The 16,723-nt window shown below is 65.1% G+C and carries 17 protein-coding genes and 1 pseudogene; 10 read left to right on the top strand and 8 right to left on the bottom strand.

The genetic code is table 11. The features are described 5' to 3' along the window. Positions 1 to 36: 36 nt before the first annotated feature. On the bottom strand, positions 37 to 495 hold the full coding sequence (locus tag AC1D14_RS13265; RefSeq protein WP_476968643.1) for a flavin reductase family protein: 459 nt from the start codon (positions 493 to 495) through the stop codon (positions 37 to 39). A 182-nt stretch (positions 496 to 677) separates the two neighbouring features. On the opposite strand from AC1D14_RS13265, the gene AC1D14_RS13260 reads away from it, so the two are divergent. The 3 genes from AC1D14_RS13260 (at position 678) to nrdR (ending at position 3,218) form a co-directional block, all read left to right on the top strand. After that, positions 678 to 1,229 (top strand): hypothetical protein, encoded by a 552-nt coding sequence (locus AC1D14_RS13260; RefSeq protein ID WP_230117660.1) that lies wholly within the window; start codon positions 678 to 680, stop codon positions 1,227 to 1,229. Further along, complete coding sequence (gene hisD / locus AC1D14_RS13255; protein WP_230117659.1) at positions 1,226 to 2,602, top strand: histidinol dehydrogenase; 1,377 nt, start codon at positions 1,226 to 1,228, stop codon at positions 2,600 to 2,602. The genes AC1D14_RS13260 and hisD overlap by 4 nt, the downstream gene beginning before the upstream one ends. Before the next feature lie 118 nt (positions 2,603 to 2,720). Next, entirely contained in the window at positions 2,721 to 3,218 is a 498-nt protein-coding gene (gene nrdR / locus AC1D14_RS13250; RefSeq protein WP_230117658.1) for a transcriptional regulator NrdR, read from the top strand. Positions 3,219 to 3,347: 129 nt separating this feature from the next. On the opposite strand, the gene ppgK is transcribed toward nrdR, so the two are convergent. Both ppgK and map read right to left on the bottom strand, forming a co-directional pair. Then, positions 3,348 to 4,151: a polyphosphate--glucose phosphotransferase gene (ppgK, locus tag AC1D14_RS13245; RefSeq protein ID WP_230117657.1), complete on the bottom strand. Its 804-nt coding sequence runs from the start codon at positions 4,149 to 4,151 to the stop codon at positions 3,348 to 3,350. An 84-nt stretch (positions 4,152 to 4,235) separates the two neighbouring features. Beyond that, positions 4,236 to 5,114, bottom strand: coding sequence for a type I methionyl aminopeptidase (gene map / locus AC1D14_RS13240; RefSeq protein ID WP_230117656.1), 879 nt, complete (start codon positions 5,112 to 5,114; stop codon positions 4,236 to 4,238). 126 nt (positions 5,115 to 5,240) lie between these two features. Between map and AC1D14_RS13235 the strand changes: the two genes are divergently transcribed. After that, positions 5,241 to 5,405 carry an SPOR domain-containing protein gene (locus AC1D14_RS13235; protein WP_230117655.1) on the top strand — a complete coding sequence of 55 codons (165 nt, stop codon included), beginning with the start codon at positions 5,241 to 5,243 and terminating at the stop codon, positions 5,403 to 5,405. Between the two features lie 37 nt (positions 5,406 to 5,442). Here AC1D14_RS13235 and panB read toward each other — a convergent pair whose 3' ends face one another. Next, a complete protein-coding gene (gene panB, locus AC1D14_RS13230) occupies positions 5,443 to 6,348 on the bottom strand; it encodes a 3-methyl-2-oxobutanoate hydroxymethyltransferase (protein WP_230117654.1) in 906 nt (301 codons plus the stop codon). 262 nt (positions 6,349 to 6,610) lie between these two features. Between panB and glnA (AC1D14_RS13225) the strand changes: the two genes are divergently transcribed. The 5 genes from glnA (AC1D14_RS13225) to AC1D14_RS13205 all read left to right on the top strand — a co-directional run bounded on the left by glnA (AC1D14_RS13225) (position 6,611) and on the right by AC1D14_RS13205 (position 12,829). Beyond that, positions 6,611 to 7,951, top strand: a complete 1,341-nt coding sequence (gene glnA, locus AC1D14_RS13225; protein ID WP_230117653.1) for a type I glutamate--ammonia ligase — start codon at positions 6,611 to 6,613, stop codon at positions 7,949 to 7,951. 9 nt (positions 7,952 to 7,960) lie between these two features. Beyond that, positions 7,961 to 10,972 carry a bifunctional [glutamine synthetase] adenylyltransferase/[glutamine synthetase]-adenylyl-L-tyrosine phosphorylase gene (locus AC1D14_RS13220; RefSeq protein WP_230117652.1) on the top strand — a complete coding sequence of 1,004 codons (3,012 nt, stop codon included), beginning with the start codon at positions 7,961 to 7,963 and terminating at the stop codon, positions 10,970 to 10,972. A gap of 73 nt (positions 10,973 to 11,045) precedes the next feature. Continuing rightward, positions 11,046 to 11,477, top strand: a complete 432-nt coding sequence (locus tag AC1D14_RS13215) for a VOC family protein (RefSeq protein ID WP_230117651.1) — start codon at positions 11,046 to 11,048, stop codon at positions 11,475 to 11,477. Between the two features lie 74 nt (positions 11,478 to 11,551). Then, positions 11,552 to 12,067, top strand: coding sequence for a GNAT family N-acetyltransferase (locus AC1D14_RS13210; RefSeq protein ID WP_230117650.1), 516 nt, complete (start codon positions 11,552 to 11,554; stop codon positions 12,065 to 12,067). 126 nt (positions 12,068 to 12,193) lie between these two features. Next, positions 12,194 to 12,829 carry a hypothetical protein gene (locus AC1D14_RS13205; protein WP_230117649.1) on the top strand — a complete coding sequence of 212 codons (636 nt, stop codon included), beginning with the start codon at positions 12,194 to 12,196 and terminating at the stop codon, positions 12,827 to 12,829. Between the two features lie 144 nt (positions 12,830 to 12,973). Here the strand turns inward: AC1D14_RS13205 and glnA (AC1D14_RS13200) are convergent, their stop codons facing one another. Continuing rightward, positions 12,974 to 14,398 (bottom strand): type I glutamate--ammonia ligase, encoded by a 1,425-nt coding sequence (gene glnA / locus AC1D14_RS13200; RefSeq protein ID WP_230117648.1) that lies wholly within the window; start codon positions 14,396 to 14,398, stop codon positions 12,974 to 12,976. A 289-nt stretch (positions 14,399 to 14,687) separates the two neighbouring features. Between glnA (AC1D14_RS13200) and AC1D14_RS13195 the strand changes: the two genes are divergently transcribed. Further along, the gene (locus tag AC1D14_RS13195) at positions 14,688 to 15,125 is read left to right on the top strand and encodes an RDD family protein (RefSeq protein ID WP_230117647.1); all 438 of its coding nucleotides are present in this window, start codon (positions 14,688 to 14,690) and stop codon (positions 15,123 to 15,125) included. A 15-nt stretch (positions 15,126 to 15,140) separates the two neighbouring features. On the opposite strand, the gene AC1D14_RS13190 is transcribed toward AC1D14_RS13195, so the two are convergent. The 3 genes and pseudogenes from AC1D14_RS13190 to AC1D14_RS13180 form a co-directional block, all read right to left on the bottom strand. After that, positions 15,141 to 15,521, bottom strand: a complete 381-nt coding sequence (locus tag AC1D14_RS13190; RefSeq protein WP_230117646.1) for a DUF3817 domain-containing protein — start codon at positions 15,519 to 15,521, stop codon at positions 15,141 to 15,143. A gap of 99 nt (positions 15,522 to 15,620) precedes the next feature. After that, complete coding sequence (locus AC1D14_RS13185; RefSeq protein ID WP_230117645.1) at positions 15,621 to 16,370, bottom strand: DUF4191 domain-containing protein; 750 nt, start codon at positions 16,368 to 16,370, stop codon at positions 15,621 to 15,623. Positions 16,371 to 16,458: 88 nt separating this feature from the next. Beyond that, a pseudogene (locus AC1D14_RS13180) lies at positions 16,459 to 16,723 on the bottom strand (lipoyl synthase); the annotation flags it as partial.

The raw sequence follows: 16,723 nt of genomic DNA, 5'->3' as shown, positions 1-16,723 counted from the left end.
GAGCTGCGTCCGGTCTCCCGGGCCCGGCGGCCGGGGCTAGATCTCGTAGTCCAGCGGCACGGGCTGCCCGTACGTTCCGGAATGGTAGAGCAGGGGTGAGCCGTCTTCGCCCACCTGGCCTTCCACCACTTCCACCACGACCACCGCGTTGTTCTCGAAGGAGAGCCGCATCTGGATCTTCCCGATCAGCCAGCCGGCGACGTCCTTGAGGATGGGCACCTCGTGGGAGCCCAGTGCCCAGTGATCGCCGGCGAAGCGCTCTTTGGTGCGGGCAAAACGGTCAGCCAGTTCCTGGTTTTCCAAGCCAAGCATGTGCACGCCGATGTACGTGGTGTTGGCGACCGCCGGCCATGAACTCGAACTGCGTGCCATGTTGAACGTGAAGCGCGGCGGCTTGGCCGACAGCGACGCCACGGAGGTGGCGGTGAAGCCGTACGGTACGCCGTTGAAGTTCACCGTGATGATGGCCACGCCAGCTGCATGACGGCGGAACATTTCCTTGAACGTGCCCTCGAAGGCGGCGTCATCTGAGGCCACTGTTATCGATCTCCCTGCTGCTGATCTGTTGGTTGTTGGGTTCCCACTACAAGAGTATTGGGCTTCCGGCGGGTTGCGTGATCCGCGTGCAATGAGGGCCTCTTTCCGCAATGCGGGCGAACATTTGTTAACGTTTGTTCATGACCCAGCCAGCAGCCGCACCTCCGGCCCGCCACCAGGAACAGGCGGACCACGCCCAGGAAAGCAGCTTCAGGGGCCGGAAACGCAACCGACGCAGTTGGCCGTGGGCGGCGGGAATCGCAGCGTCGGGAATACCTGCCGGCATCCTGTGGTGGCTGCTGGCGCCCGGCGGCCTGAACCTCGTTTCCGGGAATGCCGCGCTGGCATCCGGAACCAACACCGAGGTTTGGCTCCCGCGGGACCTTGTGCTGGCTGGACTCTTTCTCTTCGCCGGCTGCCTCGTCGCCGTGCTGCTGACCGGCCGGAAGGATGCAGGATCGCGCCGCATGCTGGCGGCGTCGGTGGCTGCCAGCGGCGCGGCTGCCCTCCTCGCCTGGCAGAGCGGGGTGCTTGCCGGTCTCTGGTTCGGAGGACCACAGGACACGTCAGCCAGCGCAAGCGTTGCATTTTCCTTGAGGTCCTACCCGGTTCTGCTCCTTTGGCCGGCGGCCGTTGCCGCCGGCTACTTCGCCATCGGCCTGCTCGGTTTCCTGCGTAAAATGGACCGGTGACCACTTCTCCGGACAGCTCCGTACGCCCGAATTACCCCGCCGTCGATTTCCGCACCGTTGACCTGCGGGGCCGCCAGCTCAGCCTCGCGGAGCTGAGGGAGGCTGTGCCGCGTGCCCGGCACCAGACGGTGGCAGATGCCGAGCAGAAGGTAACGGACATCATTTCAGCGGTCCGGCAGCGCGGCTTCGCTGCCCTGGCAGACTTTGCCCGGCGCTTTGACGGCGTGGAGCAGGCGCACCCGCGTGTTCCGGCAGAGGCGCTGAAATCCGCGCTGGACGGCCTGGAGCCGGCTGTTCGCTCGGCGCTGGAGGAATCCATCAGCCGTGCCCGGCGCTTTGCCGACGGACAGCGACCTGCCGACGTCGACGTTGCCCTCGGGGATGGTGCCGTCGTGAGCCAGAAATGGGTGCCGGTAGCACGGGTGGGACTGTACGTTCCGGGCGGCCTGGCCGTTTATCCGTCATCGGTCATCATGAACGTGGTTCCCGCGCAGGCAGCTGGTGTGGAATCCATCGCACTGGCTTCCCCGCCCCAGAAGGACTTCGGCGGTCTTCCACACCCCACGATCCTGGCGGCCGCGGCGCTGCTGGGCATCAGCGAGGTGTACGCGATTGGCGGGGCCCAGGCCATCGCCGCTTTTGCCTACGGAGTCCCGGGCGCCGAGGGTGAAGCAGCCTTGGAACCGGTGGACGTCGTCACCGGACCGGGAAACATTTTCGTTGCCACGGCCAAGCGTCTGGTCAAGGGGGTCGTGGGGATCGATTCCGAGGCGGGCACCACGGAGATCGCCATCCTGGCCGATGCGACGGCCCGGCCGGCGTTCGTTGCCGCGGACCTGATCAGCCAGGCTGAACACGATCCGAAGGCGGCCTCGGTCCTAATTACGGACTCCGAGCAGCTCGCCGCCGACGTGCGGGAGGAGCTTGAGCTCCAGGCCGCCACCACCAAGCACGGCGAGCGGGTACGTGAAGCACTGTCCGGCCCGCAGTCCGGCGTCGTCCTGGTGGACGACCTCGACCAGGGGATCGCCGCGTGCGATGCCTACGCGGCCGAGCACCTCGAAATCATGACGGCGGACGCTCCCGCCGTTGCCGCCCGGATCAGGAACGCCGGTGCCATTTTCGTTGGCGACTACAGTCCCGTGAGCCTCGGTGATTACTGCGCGGGGTCAAACCACGTCCTGCCCACCAGTGGAACGGCCGCTTTCTCATCGGGCCTGAACGTCACAACTTTCCTGCGCGCAATACAGGTCATCAATTACACCGAAGCCGCGCTGGAGCAGGTCAGCGGGCACATCGTCAGCCTGTCCGGGGCGGAGGACCTGCCTGCCCACGGCGACGCGGTCACCGCCCGGTTCAAATCAGGCAGCTGACCACTACATGTAGTAATTACAGGCTTGTTATTCAGCTGCATCTAGCCGTAAACTGGTTCGGGAGAAGCGTGGGGTGTCAGGCCCGGACCGCCACCGCGCGCCAGGGGAAGGAACGAACATGTACTGTCCGTTTTGCCGCAACCCCGATTCCCGCGTGGTGGACAGCCGCATGGCTGATGACGGTTCCGCGATCAGACGGCGGCGGCAATGCCCTGAGTGCGGCCGCCGGTTCACCACGGTCGAAACCACCAGCCTTTCCGTGATCAAGCGTTCCGGCGTCGGCGAACCCTTCAGCCGCAGCAAGGTTATTAACGGTGTCCGCAAAGCCTGCCAGGGCCGCCCCGTCAGCGAGGACGACCTCGCCTTGCTGGCGCAGGAGGTCGAGGAGAACATCAGGGCTTCCGGGGCCGCGGAAATCGATGCCCACGAGGTCGGCCTGATAATTCTTGGTCCGCTGCAGAAGCTGGACAAGGTGGCGTACCTTCGYTTCGCCAGCGTGTACCAGGCCTTTGAATCGCTGGAGGACTTCGAATCCGCCATCGCGCTGCTGCGCCACGAGGGCGAAGTCGAAGCCAAGCGCTCCGAAGGCAAGAGCTCCGAAAAGAGCCCGCTCTAGACTCCGGTGGCGGCAGCGGAGGGGAAGCCGCAGCCGCCACCGGCTCCAGTGAAACGCATAAGGCGGCAGACATTGTGTCTGCCGCCTTCTGCGTGCCTTGGCCGGAGTGGGTCCCTCCGCCACAGCTAATTATTTTGCCAGCTCGTGCTTCACTGCAATTTCAAGGGCCGCGCCCACAATGCCGGCCTCGTTCTTCAGCTCGGCGGGAACGATCGGGGTGCGCAGCCGCATGTGCGGCAGGTACTCGTCCGCGCGCTTGGAGATGCCGCCGCCGACGATAAACAGTTCGGGGGAGAAAAGGAACTCCACGTGCGAGAAATATCGCTGCAGGAGGACGCTGTACTCCTCCCAGCTGAGGCCGTCACGCTCACGCGCCACGGCTGACGCCTTGCTTTCGGCGTCATAGCCATCGATCTCCAGGTGGCCCAGTTCGGCGTTGGGAACCAGGTGTCCGTTGAAGATGAAGGCGGATCCGATGCCCGTACCGAGCGTGATCACGAGGACCGTGCCGCCGATTCCCGCACCGGCACCATAGCGGGCCTCCGCCAGGCCGGCGGCGTCGGCGTCGTTAATAACCTCCACCGGACGGCCAAGCCGCGCGGTGAGCAGCGCATCGATGTCGGTATTGATCCAGCTCTTGTCCACGTTGGCGGCGGAATGAACCACCCCGTGCTGGATGATGCCGGGGAAGGTCACTCCTACTGGGCTGTCTGCCTCCGGTGCGTCAGGGCGCGCGGACAATTCCTCGACCACCTGCGCCACCACCTCCACTACCGCTGCGGGCGTCGCCGGCTGGGGCGTTGCCAGGCGGAAGCGGTCGCCGATCAGCTTGCCCTTCTTCAGGTCGACGATGCCGCCCTTGATTCCGGTGCCGCCGATGTCGATGCCGATCAGCGGGGCGTGCTTGCGGGTCTTTTCGTCCTTCTTGGCCAATGGGATTCCGTTCGTGGCTGGGTTTGGGCTCGGGCAGGGCAAGGGTCGCTTGCCGGGAGAGTCAGGGGGACGCTACAGGCGGCGTCAGGGAAGGGTGAGGATTTCGGCGCCGGTTTCGGTGACAAGGAGCGTATGTTCGAATTGTGCGGTGCGCTTGTGGTCCCGCGTCACTACTGTCCAATCGTCGGGCCACATGTCCCATTCAATGGTGCCCAGCGTGAGCATGGGCTCAATGGTGAAGACCATGCCTGTTTCAATGACCGTGTTGTAGGCGGGCGCGGCGTCGTAGTGCGGAATGATCAGGCCGGTGTGGAAGGCCTCGCCCACGCCGTGGCCGGTGAAGTCACGGACCACACCATAGCCGAAGCGCTTGGCGTAAGACTCGATGGCGCGGCCGATCACATTGATCTGGCGCCCGGGAGCGACTGCCTTGATGGCGCGGTTCAGCGATTCCCTGGTCCGCTCCACGAGCAGGCGGGATTCCTCGTCCACGTCCCCGACGAGGAAGGTGTGGTTCGTGTCGCCGTGCACGCCGCCAATAAAGGCCGTGATGTCGATGTTGAGGATGTCGCCGTCCTGGACCACGGTGCTGTCCGGAATGCCGTGGCAGATCACTTCGTTCAGTGACGAGCAGAGGGATTTCGGGAAGCCGCGGTACCCGAGCGTGGACGGGTAGGCGTCATGGTCGAGCAGGAATTCGTGGCCGATGCGGTCCAGTTCATCCGTGGTGACGCCAGGCACGATGTGCTTTCCCACCTCCACGATGGCCTGCGCTGCTATCCTGCCCGCAACGCGGATCTTCTCGATGGTTTCAGCGGACTTCACTTCGGAGCCGGTGAATTTGGCCGGAGCGGGCTTGCCGACATACTCGGGCCGCGGGATGGACGCGGGGACTGGCCGCTGCGGGCTGATCGATCCCGGGGTGAGCGTGCCGGTGGGTGCGGTCGAGGCTAAGGAAGGCATAGATTGATCATATAAGGCAGCGCAGATTGCCATGTAAATTTTGTGCGGCCACCGGCCCCGGTTGCGGTTTACGTTACGTGGATCACGCCGGCGGGGCCGGCTGTCAACCGGAAGCGAGGAACGTCGATGCCCGAGTACTGGTACAACGTGAAGACCCATGAGGTGGAAGAGGACGCGATGTCGGACTGGACCCAGCTCATCGGCCCCTACAAGACCAGGGAAGAGGCCGAACACGCGATGGAGAAGGTCCACGCCCGCAACGAGGCCTGGGAAAAAGGCGACGAGGACTGATGCCCGCGAGGACTGAACCTCCGGAGGGACAGATCCTTTAGAACGAGTGCTCCGGGCCCGGGAAATGGCCTGACCGGACGTCGTCGCCGTAAGCCTTGGCCGCATCGCCGAGGGTGGTGCGCAGGTCGGCATACTGCTTGACGAACTTGGCCATTTTGCCGCCGCGGAGCCCTGCCATGTCCTGCCAGACGAGGACCTGGCCGGTGGTGACGTTCCCGGCGCCGATTCCGATTGTTGGCACCTGGACCGCCGCGTCCACTGCTGCCGCTGTCTCCGCCGGGACCATTTCCATGAGCACGCAGAACGCCCCGGCGTCGGCCAAGGCCACGGCATCGTCGATCAGCCGCTGCGCATCGTCGCCGCGGCCCTGCACGCGGTAGCCGCCCAGGGAGTGCTCACTCTGCGGCGTGAAGCCGATGTGAGCCATCACCGGGATGCCGGCCTGGACCATGGCCCGGACAGTTTCGGCGTAGAACTTGCCGCCTTCGATCTTGACGGCGTGCGCCAGGCCCTCCTTCAGAAACCGGACGCCGGTGGCCACTCCCTGCTGGGGGGAAACCTCATAACTGCCGAAAGGCAGGTCCGCCACCACCAGGGCCCGCTTTGCCGAACGCGCGACGGCGCGGCACAGCGGCAGCAGCTCATCAACGGTCACCGGGAGGCTGGTCTCGTTGCCGAAAACGTTGTTCGACGCTGAATCGCCCACGAGCAGGACCTCGATACCTGCCTGGTCGAAGATCTCCGCCGTGTACTGCTCGTAAGCCGTGAGCATTGCGAAGCGCTCCCCTTTAACCTTCGCCTGCTGAAGGTGGTGCGTGCGGATTCTTGGCACAGCCTTTTTGGTGGATTCCGACGACGGCGCTGCGGCCGCCGCGGGACCGTTGCCGTACGGGGCGGGTACTTCAGCGGACATGCTTGCGTCGGGACTGCTGCTTGGGGCCATATGCTAGAGCGTAAACCGAGACCCAACGTCCTAGCTACCGGGCAGCGACGGCCTCCGGGTGATTCCCGTCACAAGCTGTCGCTTGGCGGTGCCCGGCCGGCCCCTTTCAGGCGCTTCAGGCCACCCCTTGTGTTAACGCTGTGTTACGCGGAGCACCTGCGCCAACATCAGGCGTGAATGCTTAGTAAAGTGATTCGTGAGCTGCCGGCGGCTTGGTTAGTGATGGGCCGCGGCGTGAACGTTGACCCGGAGAAGAGGCCTCATGGACCGCCAGCAAGAGTTTGTCCTGCGCACGATCGAAGAGCGTGACGTGCGGTTCGTACGTCTCTGGTTCACCGACGTCGTGGGTTCACTCAAATCGGTGGCACTGGCGCCGGCCGAAGTTGAGGGTGCTTTCGAAGAGGGCCTGGGCTTCGACGGTTCGTCGATCGAAGGCCTGGCCCGGGTATTCGAATCCGACATGCTGGCCCAGCCGGACCCCGCCACCTTCCAGATCCTGCCGTGGCGCGGCGAAACCGAGCAGACGTCCAGGATGTTCTGCGACATCCTGACCCCTGACGGCGAACCCTCCGCTGCGGACCCCCGCAACGTCCTCAAGCGCACCCTGGCCAAGGCCGCCGATATGGGGTTCACGTGCTACACGCACCCGGAAATTGAGTTCTACCTCCTGAAGTCCCAGGAGCCGGGTCCGGACGGCTCCCCGGTGCCTGTGGATGAAGGCGGATACTTCGACCACGTGCCCGGGGGCGTGGCACAGGACTTCCGGCGCACGGCCGTGACCATGCTCGAATCGGTGGGCATCTCCGTGGAGTTCAGCCATCACGAGGCCGGACCGGGACAGAACGAAATCGATCTCCGTTACGCGGATGCCCTCCAGACGGCGGACAACATCATGACGTTCCGCACCGTCATCAAGGAAGTGGCGCTCCAGCAGGGCACCTACGCCACGTTCATGCCCAAGCCGTTCACGGCGCACCCGGGCTCGGGCATGCACACTCACTTTTCGCTGTTTGAGGGTGACGCGAACGCCTTCTACGAGGCGGGCTCCGAGTTCCAGCTCTCCGAAACGGCCCGCCAGTTCATCGCCGGCATCCTCAAGCACGCCCCGGAACTCACGGCGGTAACCAATCAGTTCGTGAACTCCTACAAGCGTCTTTGGGGCGGGGGAGAGGCGCCCAGCTACTTGAGCTGGGGCCACAACAACCGCTCCGCCCTGGTGCGTGTTCCCCTGTACAAGCCGGGCAAGGGCCAGTCGGCCAGGATCGAATACCGCGGCATCGACTCGGCGGCCAACCCGTACCTCGCGTACGCGGTCCTGCTGGGCGCTGGGCTTAAGGGAATCGAGGAGGGCTACCAGCTCCCCGCGGCGGCCGAAGACGACATCTGGTCGCTGAGTTCGGCCGAGCGCCGGGCCATGGGCCACGACCCCCTGCCTGCCAGCCTGCACGACGCCATCCGTACCATGGAAGACTCCGAACTCATGCCCCTGATCCTTGGCGAGCAGGTGTTCGAGCACTTCCTGCGCAACAAGCGGGCCGAATGGCAGGACTACCGGCTGCAGGTGACGCCCTATGAGCTGCAGCGCAACCTGGGCATCCTTTAGGACTGCGCGGTGAGCCTGGCCCGCCGCCTCATTTCGGCCGGCTTCAGCGACCTGGAGAAGGGCGAGAGGTTCCTCGCTGCCCCTGAACTGGAGGGCATCGACCAGGACGTGCTGTTCGCCGGCCTGCAGCTGGCCGCGAGTCCGGACGCCGCGCTGCAGTCGCTGGTCCGGCTGATCGAAAAACACCCAGACCTGAAGAAGCTGGCAGCGGCGGACACCGACACGAGCGAGCCGCTGTACCGCGTCCTGGGTGCCAGCGAGGCGCTCGGTGAGTTCCTCATCCGCCATCCCGAACATCTCGATGCCTTCAATGTGACTGCGAGCCCCGAGCCGGTCCAGGCGGAGCCAGCCGAATTGCGCAACCACTTGCTGAGGTCGGTGCGCGCCGACCCGAAGGCCGCCCGTCCGGTCGCGGGAATCACTGGCCCGGAGGCCTACGAGGCCCTGCGAGCCGCATACCGGCGGGGCGTGGTTGACCTGGCAGTCAAAGACCTCTGCGCCGCTGATCCGCTCGACTTCATGCCGGCCGTGGGCGCCGAACTTGCCGATCTGGCCGGCGCCGCCATCGAAGCGGCCCTGGCTGTCGCCAGGGCTGAAGCGGCGTCGCAGTTCGATCCTGAGGAGGTCGCCGACGTCGCCCTTGCCGTGATCGGCATGGGCAAGTGCGGCGCCCGCGAACTGAACTACATCTCCGACGTCGATGTCATCTACGTGGTCGAGGCCGGGCAACCGGATGACGCCAGGGCCAACACCATCGGCACGGCACTGGCCGCTGGCATCTCCCGCGCCATTTCGTCTCCCGCGCGCGAGCCCGGCCTGTGGGAAGTGGACGCCAACCTCCGCCCCGAGGGCAAGTCGGGACCCCTGGTCCGCACGCTTGACTCGCACCGGAGCTACTACGCGCGGTGGGCCGAGAGCTGGGAATTCCAGGCGCTCCTCAAGGCCCGGACGATCGCCGGTGACGCCGATCTGGGCACGCGGTACGAAGACGCAGTTTCACCCCTCGTGTGGACCTCCGCGAACCGGGAAGGGTTCGTCGAATCGGTGCAGGCCATGCGGCGCCGGGTGACGGAGCATATTCCCGCGGCGGAGGAGCAGCGCCAGATCAAGCTCGGCAGGGGCGGGCTGAGGGACGTCGAATTCACGGTGCAGCTCCTGCAGCTCGTGCACGGCAAAGCCGATGAAACGCTGCGGCGCCGCGACACGACGTCGGCAATCGCGGCCTTGTCCGCGGGCGGCTATATCGGCCGGGCTGACGCGGCCGCGTTTGACCACGCCTACCGCTACCTGCGGCTGCTCGAACACCGCATCCAGCTGTTCCAGCTCCGCCGGACGCATCTGATGCCCGTCAAGGAATCCTCGCAGCGCGCCCTCGCCAAGGCTGTGCTGGGCCCGTTCTCCACCGACCGGCCGCACCCGGACGCGCTCATGGCGGCCTGGCAGAAGACCAAACGCTCCGTCCGGGAGCTTCACGACCGGATCTTCTACCGCCCGCTGCTGAACACGGCAGCCAAGTTGAGCAGTGAAGATGCCCGCCTGACCCCGGAAGCAGCACAGGGCCGGCTCGCGGCGCTCGGCTACCGCGATCCGCAGGGCGCCATGCGGCATATTGAGGCCCTGACGGCGGGCGTCAGCCGGCGGGCCGCCCTGCAGCGGCAGCTGCTCCCCATCCTTTTGGGCTGGCTCGCGGAAGGCGTGGATCCCGACGCCGGACTGCTCGCCTTCCGCAGGGTCAGCGAGGCCCTTGGCACCACTCACTGGTATCTCGGCATGTTGCGGGACTCCGCCGCGGCAGCCGAACGGCTCTGCCACATGCTGTCCAACTCGCGGCTCATCGCCGACCTGCTGGAAGTGTCACCGGAGTCCGTTGCCTGGCTGGGGACGGACAAGGAGCTGGCACCGCTCAGCTTTGAGGCCCAGTGGCAGGAAATCACGTCCAAAATGTCCCGGCACGCGGAGCCGGAGAGCGCCATGCGGCTCATCCGGCTGATCCGCCGCCGGGAGATACTGCGCATCGCGGTGGCCGACAGCTCCGGGCTGCTCGCACAGGACCAGGTGGGTGAAGCCCTCGCCGAAACGGACAGGGCGGCCATCCTCGGGGCCCTGCGGGTGGCCGAAAACATCGTGTCCGCGTCCGGTCCCCTGAAGACCTCGGTCCTGGTGGTAGCCATGGGCAGACAGGGCGGCCGGGAGATCGGCTACGGCTCCGACGCGGATGTCATGTATGTGCACCGGGCGCTGCCTGGGGCCGCGGATGATGAAGCGCAGCAGCAGGCAGCGAAGATTGTGGGCCACCTCTCGAGCCTGCTGACGCAGCCCCTCAGACCCGCCATCATGGCTGAACGTGTACTGGCGGTCGACGCCGACCTGCGCCCGGAGGGCAAAAGCGGCGCGATGGTGAGGTCGCTGGACTCTTACGCCGAGTACTACCGCAGATGGTCCCTGGTCTGGGAAGCCCAGGCCCTCCTGCGCGCCCGGCCCATCGCGGGGGACGACCAGCTCGCGGATGATTTCCTTAAGCTGATCAATCCGATCCGGTACCCGGCGGCGCTGTCCGAGGCCGACGTCCGGGAGATCAGGCGGGTCAAGGCCAGGGTGGAATCAGAGCGGCTGCCGCGTGGCGCCGACCCTGCCCGTCACCTCAAGCTCGGCAGGGGCGGACTCAGCGACGTCGAATGGCTGGTGCAACTGCTCCAGCTCGAGCATGCCGGCCGGCATCCCGAGCTGCGCACCACGTCCACGCTCAGGGCGCTGGAGGTAGCGGCTTCGCTGGAACTCCTCGACGCCGAAGACGCCGGGCTGCTCGCGGAGGCTTGGCGGCTTGCCAGCCGAATCCGCTCCGCCAACGTGATCTGGACCGGCCGTGCTTCGGACCTTTTGCCCTCGTCCCGGCGTGACTTGGAAGCGGTGGCCCGCTGGTGCGGTTATGAGGAGGGGATGGCCACCGCCTTTGAGGAGGACTACCTTCGGGTCAGCCGGCGCGCGAGGGGCGTCTTCGAGAAGGTCTTCTACGGTCAATAGGACGCCAAAGGACGCCGGGAGCCCGAGCCGGCCAAGGGCTGACACGGAGGGGGCCAACTGCTAGCTTGGGCCCATGGCTACCCAAATCTATGTAAATCTTCCCGTCAAAAATCTCGATAAAGCGGTGGAGTTTTTTACGGCGCTCGGGTTCTCCTTCAACCCGGACTTCACCGACGAGAACGCCACGTGCATGATCATCAACGACGACGCCTACGTCATGCTCCTCGTGGAGGGTTTCTTCAAGACCTTCACCTCCAAGGACATCGTGGACTCGACCGGCAGCACCGAAGCGATCATGGCCTTCTCTGTCGACAGCCGCGAGGGCGTGGATGACATGTACCGGAAGGCAATCGCCGCCGGCGGCAAGGAGTCCCAGCCGGTCCAGGACTACGGCTTCATGTACAGCCACAGCTTCCAGGACCTCGACGGCCACCTGTGGGAGGTCATGTGGATGGACCCCGCGGGCCCGCCCGCCGACTCCGGCGAGACTGCCGCGCCGCAATAAGGGCAGCAGGCCGACGACGGCGGCGGTTCCGTCGCGCGTCCCGCCTGCCGTCAGTTCGTGGGTAGGCTCGGACTATGCTTCCCGACGTTTGGCTGATATCCCTCAGGGACCTTGATGAAGATGCCCGTTCCATCCACCTTGGCGAAGTGGCCGGGATGGAACTGGGCCCCGGCCAGGATGACTTTGTCGGCGATCCGCTGCGGATGATGCTCGTTGGCCTGGAGGAAGACTCGCGCCGTCCCTATGTCATCGAAGCAGGCGGCGAGGCTGTGGGCGTGCTGACACTCCAGTCCGGTGCCGCGCGGCTGGCGGGGTGGCCGGACGACGAGTCCGTGTGGCTGCTCCGGGGATTCCTGATAGACCGGCGACGGCAGGGCGGGGGACTGGGCCCGTCAGCCGCTGCCGCAGCCGTGGCGGCTGCCGCTAAACTGACGGCCAGGCTGGGGGGCGGCCAGACCGGCGTCGTGCTTTCAGTCAATGAGCGCAACGGTGCAGGCCTCGCCGCCTATCTGAAGGCAGGCTTCGAGGACCGGGGCCGTTACCTGGGCGGCGAGGCCGGTCCGCAGCGGACCATGTTCGCGGCCTTCTGATTCAGCACCCGGCTTTGAGTCTCGTCGGGCCGTTGCGCTGGCCCGAGTGCGTGCTTACGCTGTGTCTTGGCAGCGCTCTTCAACCTTGTTGGGGGGAAGGCAGTGTGACCATCACGGAGTGCGGAAATGGAACTCGGCGACCCGGAAGGCGAACCAGGCAGGCAGGGCCCGGCCGCATCCCCGGAAGAACCGGGCAGCGGCTTGCGAACCACGGTGGGCCAGGACACGGAGCATGCCCGGGCGCAGGTGAAAAGCAGCCGCGCCAGGAAGCACAGAAGGGTCGAGCTGCTGCTCATCGGGGCCGGTGTGGCTGCCACCCTCATCGCAGCGGCGTACCAGTACTTCGGCATCAGGAGCACACTGGAAAGCAGTACGGCCGCGTCTTTGTATGCCCAGCAGCAGGAGATCGACAAGATTTTCGTGGAGAATGTGGACCTTCAGCCGTACTTTTGGCGCCGCCAGGAACTGCCTGATCCTGCGGCCACCCAGGATCCTGCGGCCAGGCGGGAGGCACAGCAACTGGCCGCCAGGTCTGAAGCCACGGCCCACCGGATACTGGATCACTTTGCCCACTTGAAGTACCAGATGGGCACGCAGGCCTTCACCTCTGAAAGGGCAGACTGGGAGGCTTATATCAGGCGAAGTTTCGCGGAATCGCTCATCCTGTGCCGCGCCCTGTCCGCAGACAAGGAGGCGTTCGGGGGTGCCGGACCCGATTCACTCTGGGGACTTTACGCGGAGGAGCCCTGCCGGGGACTGTGATACTCGGGGGCCCGAACACACCGCGGGAGTACAGCCGGCAACGGCAAGGGCGGCCACCGGTTTCGTAACCGATGGCCGCCCCTGCGGTGCCAGGAGTCCCGTGGACTCACTGCTCACTGCACCCGGTATGTCCCGGGGGTGGGATTAGACGCCGTAGTAGAGCTCGAACTCGTAGGGGTTCGGGCGCAGCGACAGCGGGCGGATCTCGTTCTCGTACTTGTACTCGATCCAGGTGTCGATCAGGTCCTGGGTGAACACGCCGCCGGCCTGCAGGAACTCGTTGTCCTCGGCCAGTGCGTCCAGGGCCTCTTCAAGCGTGCCCGGAGCCTTGGGGATGTCCTTGGCCTCCTCGGCGGGGAGCTCGTAGAGGTCCTTGTCGATCGGAGCCGGGGGCTCGATGCGGTTGCGGATGCCGTCAATGCCGGCCATCAGCTGGGCAGCGAAGGCCAGGTACGGGTTGGAGGAGGGGTCCGGAGCGCGGAACTCGATGCGCTTGGCCTTCGGGTTGGAGCCCGTGATCGGGATACGGATACCTGCGGAGCGGTTGCCCTGCGAGTAAACCATGTTGACCGGAGCCTCGAAGCCCTTGACCAGGCGGCGGTAGGAGTTGACCGTCGGGTTGGTGAATGCCAGGACAGCCGAGGAGTGCTTCAGCAGGCCGCCGATGTACCAGCGGGCCATGTCAGACAGGCCGGCGTAGCCCTTTTCGTCGTAGAAGAGCGGCTCGCTGCCGTTCCACAGCGACTGGTGGCAGTGCATGCCCGAGCCGTTGTCACCGAAGACGGGCTTCGGCATGAAGGTGACCGACTTGCCCCAGGCATCGGCGGTGTTCTTGATGACGTACTTGAACTTCTGCAGGTCATCAGCCGCGTGGGTCAGCGTGGTGAACTTGTAGTTGATTTCAGCCTGGCCGGCGGAACCCACCTCGTGGTGGCTGCGCTCGACCTCAAGGCCGGCTTCGTCCAGGGCAACGCACATGGCGTCGCGCAGGTCGGCCTGCTTGTCGGTGGGGGAAACCGGGAAGTAGCCGCCCTTGACGGGGGTCTTGTAGCCGAGGTTTCCGCCTTCTTCTTCGCGGCCGGTGTTCCAGTGCGCTTCTTCGGAGTCGATCTTGTAGAAGCTGCCCTGCGGGGAGGACTGGTACTGGACGTTGTCGAAGACGAAGAACTCGGCTTCGGGGGCGAAGAACGCGGTGTCTGCAATGCCGGTAGACGCGAGGTAGGCCTCAGCCTTCTCGGCTACGCCACGGGGGTCGCGGTGGTATGGGTCACCGGTGCGGGGGTTCACGATGGAGAAGTTCAGCGCCAGGGTCTTCTCCATGCGGAACGTGTCCAGGAACGCAGTGGTGACATCCGGGATGAGCTGCATGTCGGACTCTGCAATGCCCTGGAAACCGCGGATGGAGGATCCGTCGAAGAGCTGGCCGTTGACGAAGAAATCAGCGTCCACGCTCTTGGCCGGCACGTTGAAGTGCTGCTGTACGCCAGGAAGATCGGTGAAGCGGATATCGACGAATTTAATATCTTCGTCCTTGATGAACTTGAGGACTTCGTCCGCAGTCTTGAACATCTATGCTCCTTACGCATATTTAATAACTGGCTGGAAATCCAATGTGGTCCAGCGCAATCGTGGTCCAGCGCAGTCCGACAGCGCGAAAACACAAAAGTGCCCCGCTCCCAGATCGCTAGCAACTGTTACCACCCTAGGGACACGGGATTTCCCGGCCGTGTCCGCTTTGTTTCCGGCACGTTACAGAACCGCTTGATATGTAAACGCTATACGGTGTCCACACTGTGGTCTATCCGCATCCACACTCTGGGCGGTTATTGGCCGGGCGACACCCCGGTAAACTTGGACAGTGGTAGATCGAAGAGACATTGGCTCCTGGCTCAGCGGGCCGGACACATCCGGCATTTCCCAGTACCCGGGGGAGCGCCTCGGGCTGCCGGAGTCGGGTCCGGGGTCCGTCGCGCGGGCCGGGCGGAGAATCCTGGCAATCACCATTGACTGGACCATCGCGCTGCTGATCAGCAACTTCTTTTTTGCCGGCAACTCATGGGCCACACTGGCCGTCTTTGCCGCGGAACAGATCCTGCTGATCGGAACCCTTGGCTACAGCATTGGCCACCGCGCACTGGGAATCCAGGTGGTACGGCTCGGCGGCTCGCCCGCAGGACCGCTGGCGGCCCTTGTCCGTACCTTGCTGCTTTGCCTGGTGGTTCCCGCGGTCATCTTCGATCCGGACCAGCGCGGCCTCCACGACAAGGCCATGGGGACTGTGCTCCTCCGCATGTAGACGGTCCGAAGCCAGCTAGACGTCCGCGGTTTCTTCTGCAGCCGGCTCCCGGAGCCGGCTGCCCTGGGCCGTCGCCCTCGCGGCCGTCGCAAGGTAACCTCGGCGACCCGCCCATTGTTCAAAAAGAACCGTGGTGAAAGGCAAGACGGCCGAAAAGCCGGCGAAAAGCGCTACGAAGAATGGCCAGCGCTGCATGCGCCACAGGAAGAGGGCGCAAACGCCGTAGGCGATAAAAAGTCCGCCGTGAACCGGCCCGGCAATTTCCACGCCCAGTTCGCTGCTTTTGGCGATCCACTTGAGGTACATGCCTGTCAGCAGGGCCGCCCAGCTGAATGCCTCGGCGACGGCCAGTATCCGAAAGATGCGGATGACGGTGTTTCTTGACGGTGGATTCACAAGCTCTCCGGCCTCACGTGGTATCTCGGTATTTCGGACAAATGAAAACGCCCCGGCTGCCGGAGGGAAGTCCGGCCGCCGGGGCGGATCAGGAAAATGCTAGCGGCCGCGCTGGGGGCGGGCCTTGTAGGGATCGATGCCCTTGGGAATGGGGAGCCTCGTGCCCAGGGACGAGATGCGCTTTGAAACGGCGCTGACCTCGATCTTGGTCAGTTCGTTGTTCAGTTTGTTCATCTTCTTCGCGACCTGGCTGATGGGGACCTGGCCCTCGCCGCGGCCGCTCTCGATCACATGGATGGTGACGTTGGGCAGAATCCGGGCCAGCTTCTTGCGCTCCGCATCCAGGAGTGGCTTCACCCGGTGGGTCGGGCCTTCGCTGACGAGCACGACGCCGGGTCGGCCGATGGCGCGGAAGACGGCGTCCTGGGTCCGCGGGTTAACGGCCACGGGCTGCTCCTCGGTGATCCAGCCGCGCTTCAGCGTGCTGAGTGCAGCGCCGGATGCACCGGGCTGATTCTCGATCTGGGCGAAAGCCGCACGTTCGGCGCGCCGCGACAGGATGAAGGTAGCCGCGAGCAGACCCAGCGGGATGCCGATAATCAGGCCGGTAACCCAGTTTTCCAGCACCAGGCCAATGATGAGGCTGATGGCGACAACGCCCAGGAACGCCAGCAGCATGAGCCACGGAACCATCGGATCGTGGCGGCGGGTCATGTTGAAGACTTCGCTTATCTGCTTGAGCCGGTTGGGCTTCTGGGCCTTCGCCTCTTTCGGCTTGCGCGCGAAGAGGGCACGCTTGCGGGCAACAGGAGCCGGAGTGTCGTTACTGGAATCAGGGGATTTCGCCATAGTGCCTTAATTCTACGTGATTTACGACAAAGGGCCGGACGCCGGAAGCTCCGGTGTCCGGCCCTTTGCCGCAGGGAGACGGCTGGTGCTAGGAGTGCGCTGCGAGCAGCGAGCTGGCTTCCTGGCGGGTGCTGCCGGAGCTTTCGATGTGTGCCAGTTCGGCGGGGATTTCCCAGCCTTTCTTGCGCATCGCGGTGGCCCAGAGCCGGCCGGCACGGTAGGAGGACCGGACGAGGGGTCCGGACATGACGCCGAGGAAGCCGATCTCGTCCGCTTCCTGCTGGAGGTCCACGAATTCCTGTGGCTTGACCCAGCGGAGCGGTCCACCGGGAGGTGCCGCTCGGACGGGCGCA

It is taken from the genome of Arthrobacter sp. P1_B11 (genome assembly GCF_056406715.1).
Note: the sequence above shows the minus strand (reverse complement) of the source record. Positions and strands in the feature narration are given on the sequence as shown.

Coding starts and splice junctions, on each gene's coding strand:
- AC1D14_RS13265 (WP_476968643.1), bottom strand. CDS start 495: ATGTTCCGCCGTCATGCAGCTGGCGTGGCCATCATCACGGTGAACTTC.
- AC1D14_RS13260 (WP_230117660.1), top strand. CDS start 678: ATGACCCAGCCAGCAGCCGCACCTCCGGCCCGCCACCAGGAACAGGCG.
- map (WP_230117656.1), bottom strand. CDS start 5,114: ATGCCTTCCTTAGCCTCGACCGCACCCACCGGCACGCTCACCCCGGGA.
- AC1D14_RS13235 (WP_230117655.1), top strand. CDS start 5,241: ATGCCCGAGTACTGGTACAACGTGAAGACCCATGAGGTGGAAGAGGAC.
- panB (WP_230117654.1), bottom strand. CDS start 6,348: ATGGCCCCAAGCAGCAGTCCCGACGCAAGCATGTCCGCTGAAGTACCC.
- glnA (WP_230117653.1), top strand. CDS start 6,611: ATGGACCGCCAGCAAGAGTTTGTCCTGCGCACGATCGAAGAGCGTGAC.
- AC1D14_RS13215 (WP_230117651.1), top strand. CDS start 11,046: ATGGCTACCCAAATCTATGTAAATCTTCCCGTCAAAAATCTCGATAAA.
- AC1D14_RS13210 (WP_230117650.1), top strand. CDS start 11,552: ATGCTTCCCGACGTTTGGCTGATATCCCTCAGGGACCTTGATGAAGAT.
- AC1D14_RS13205 (WP_230117649.1), top strand. CDS start 12,194: ATGGAACTCGGCGACCCGGAAGGCGAACCAGGCAGGCAGGGCCCGGCC.
- glnA (WP_230117648.1), bottom strand. CDS start 14,398: ATGTTCAAGACTGCGGACGAAGTCCTCAAGTTCATCAAGGACGAAGAT.
- AC1D14_RS13185 (WP_230117645.1), bottom strand. CDS start 16,370: ATGGCGAAATCCCCTGATTCCAGTAACGACACTCCGGCTCCTGTTGCC.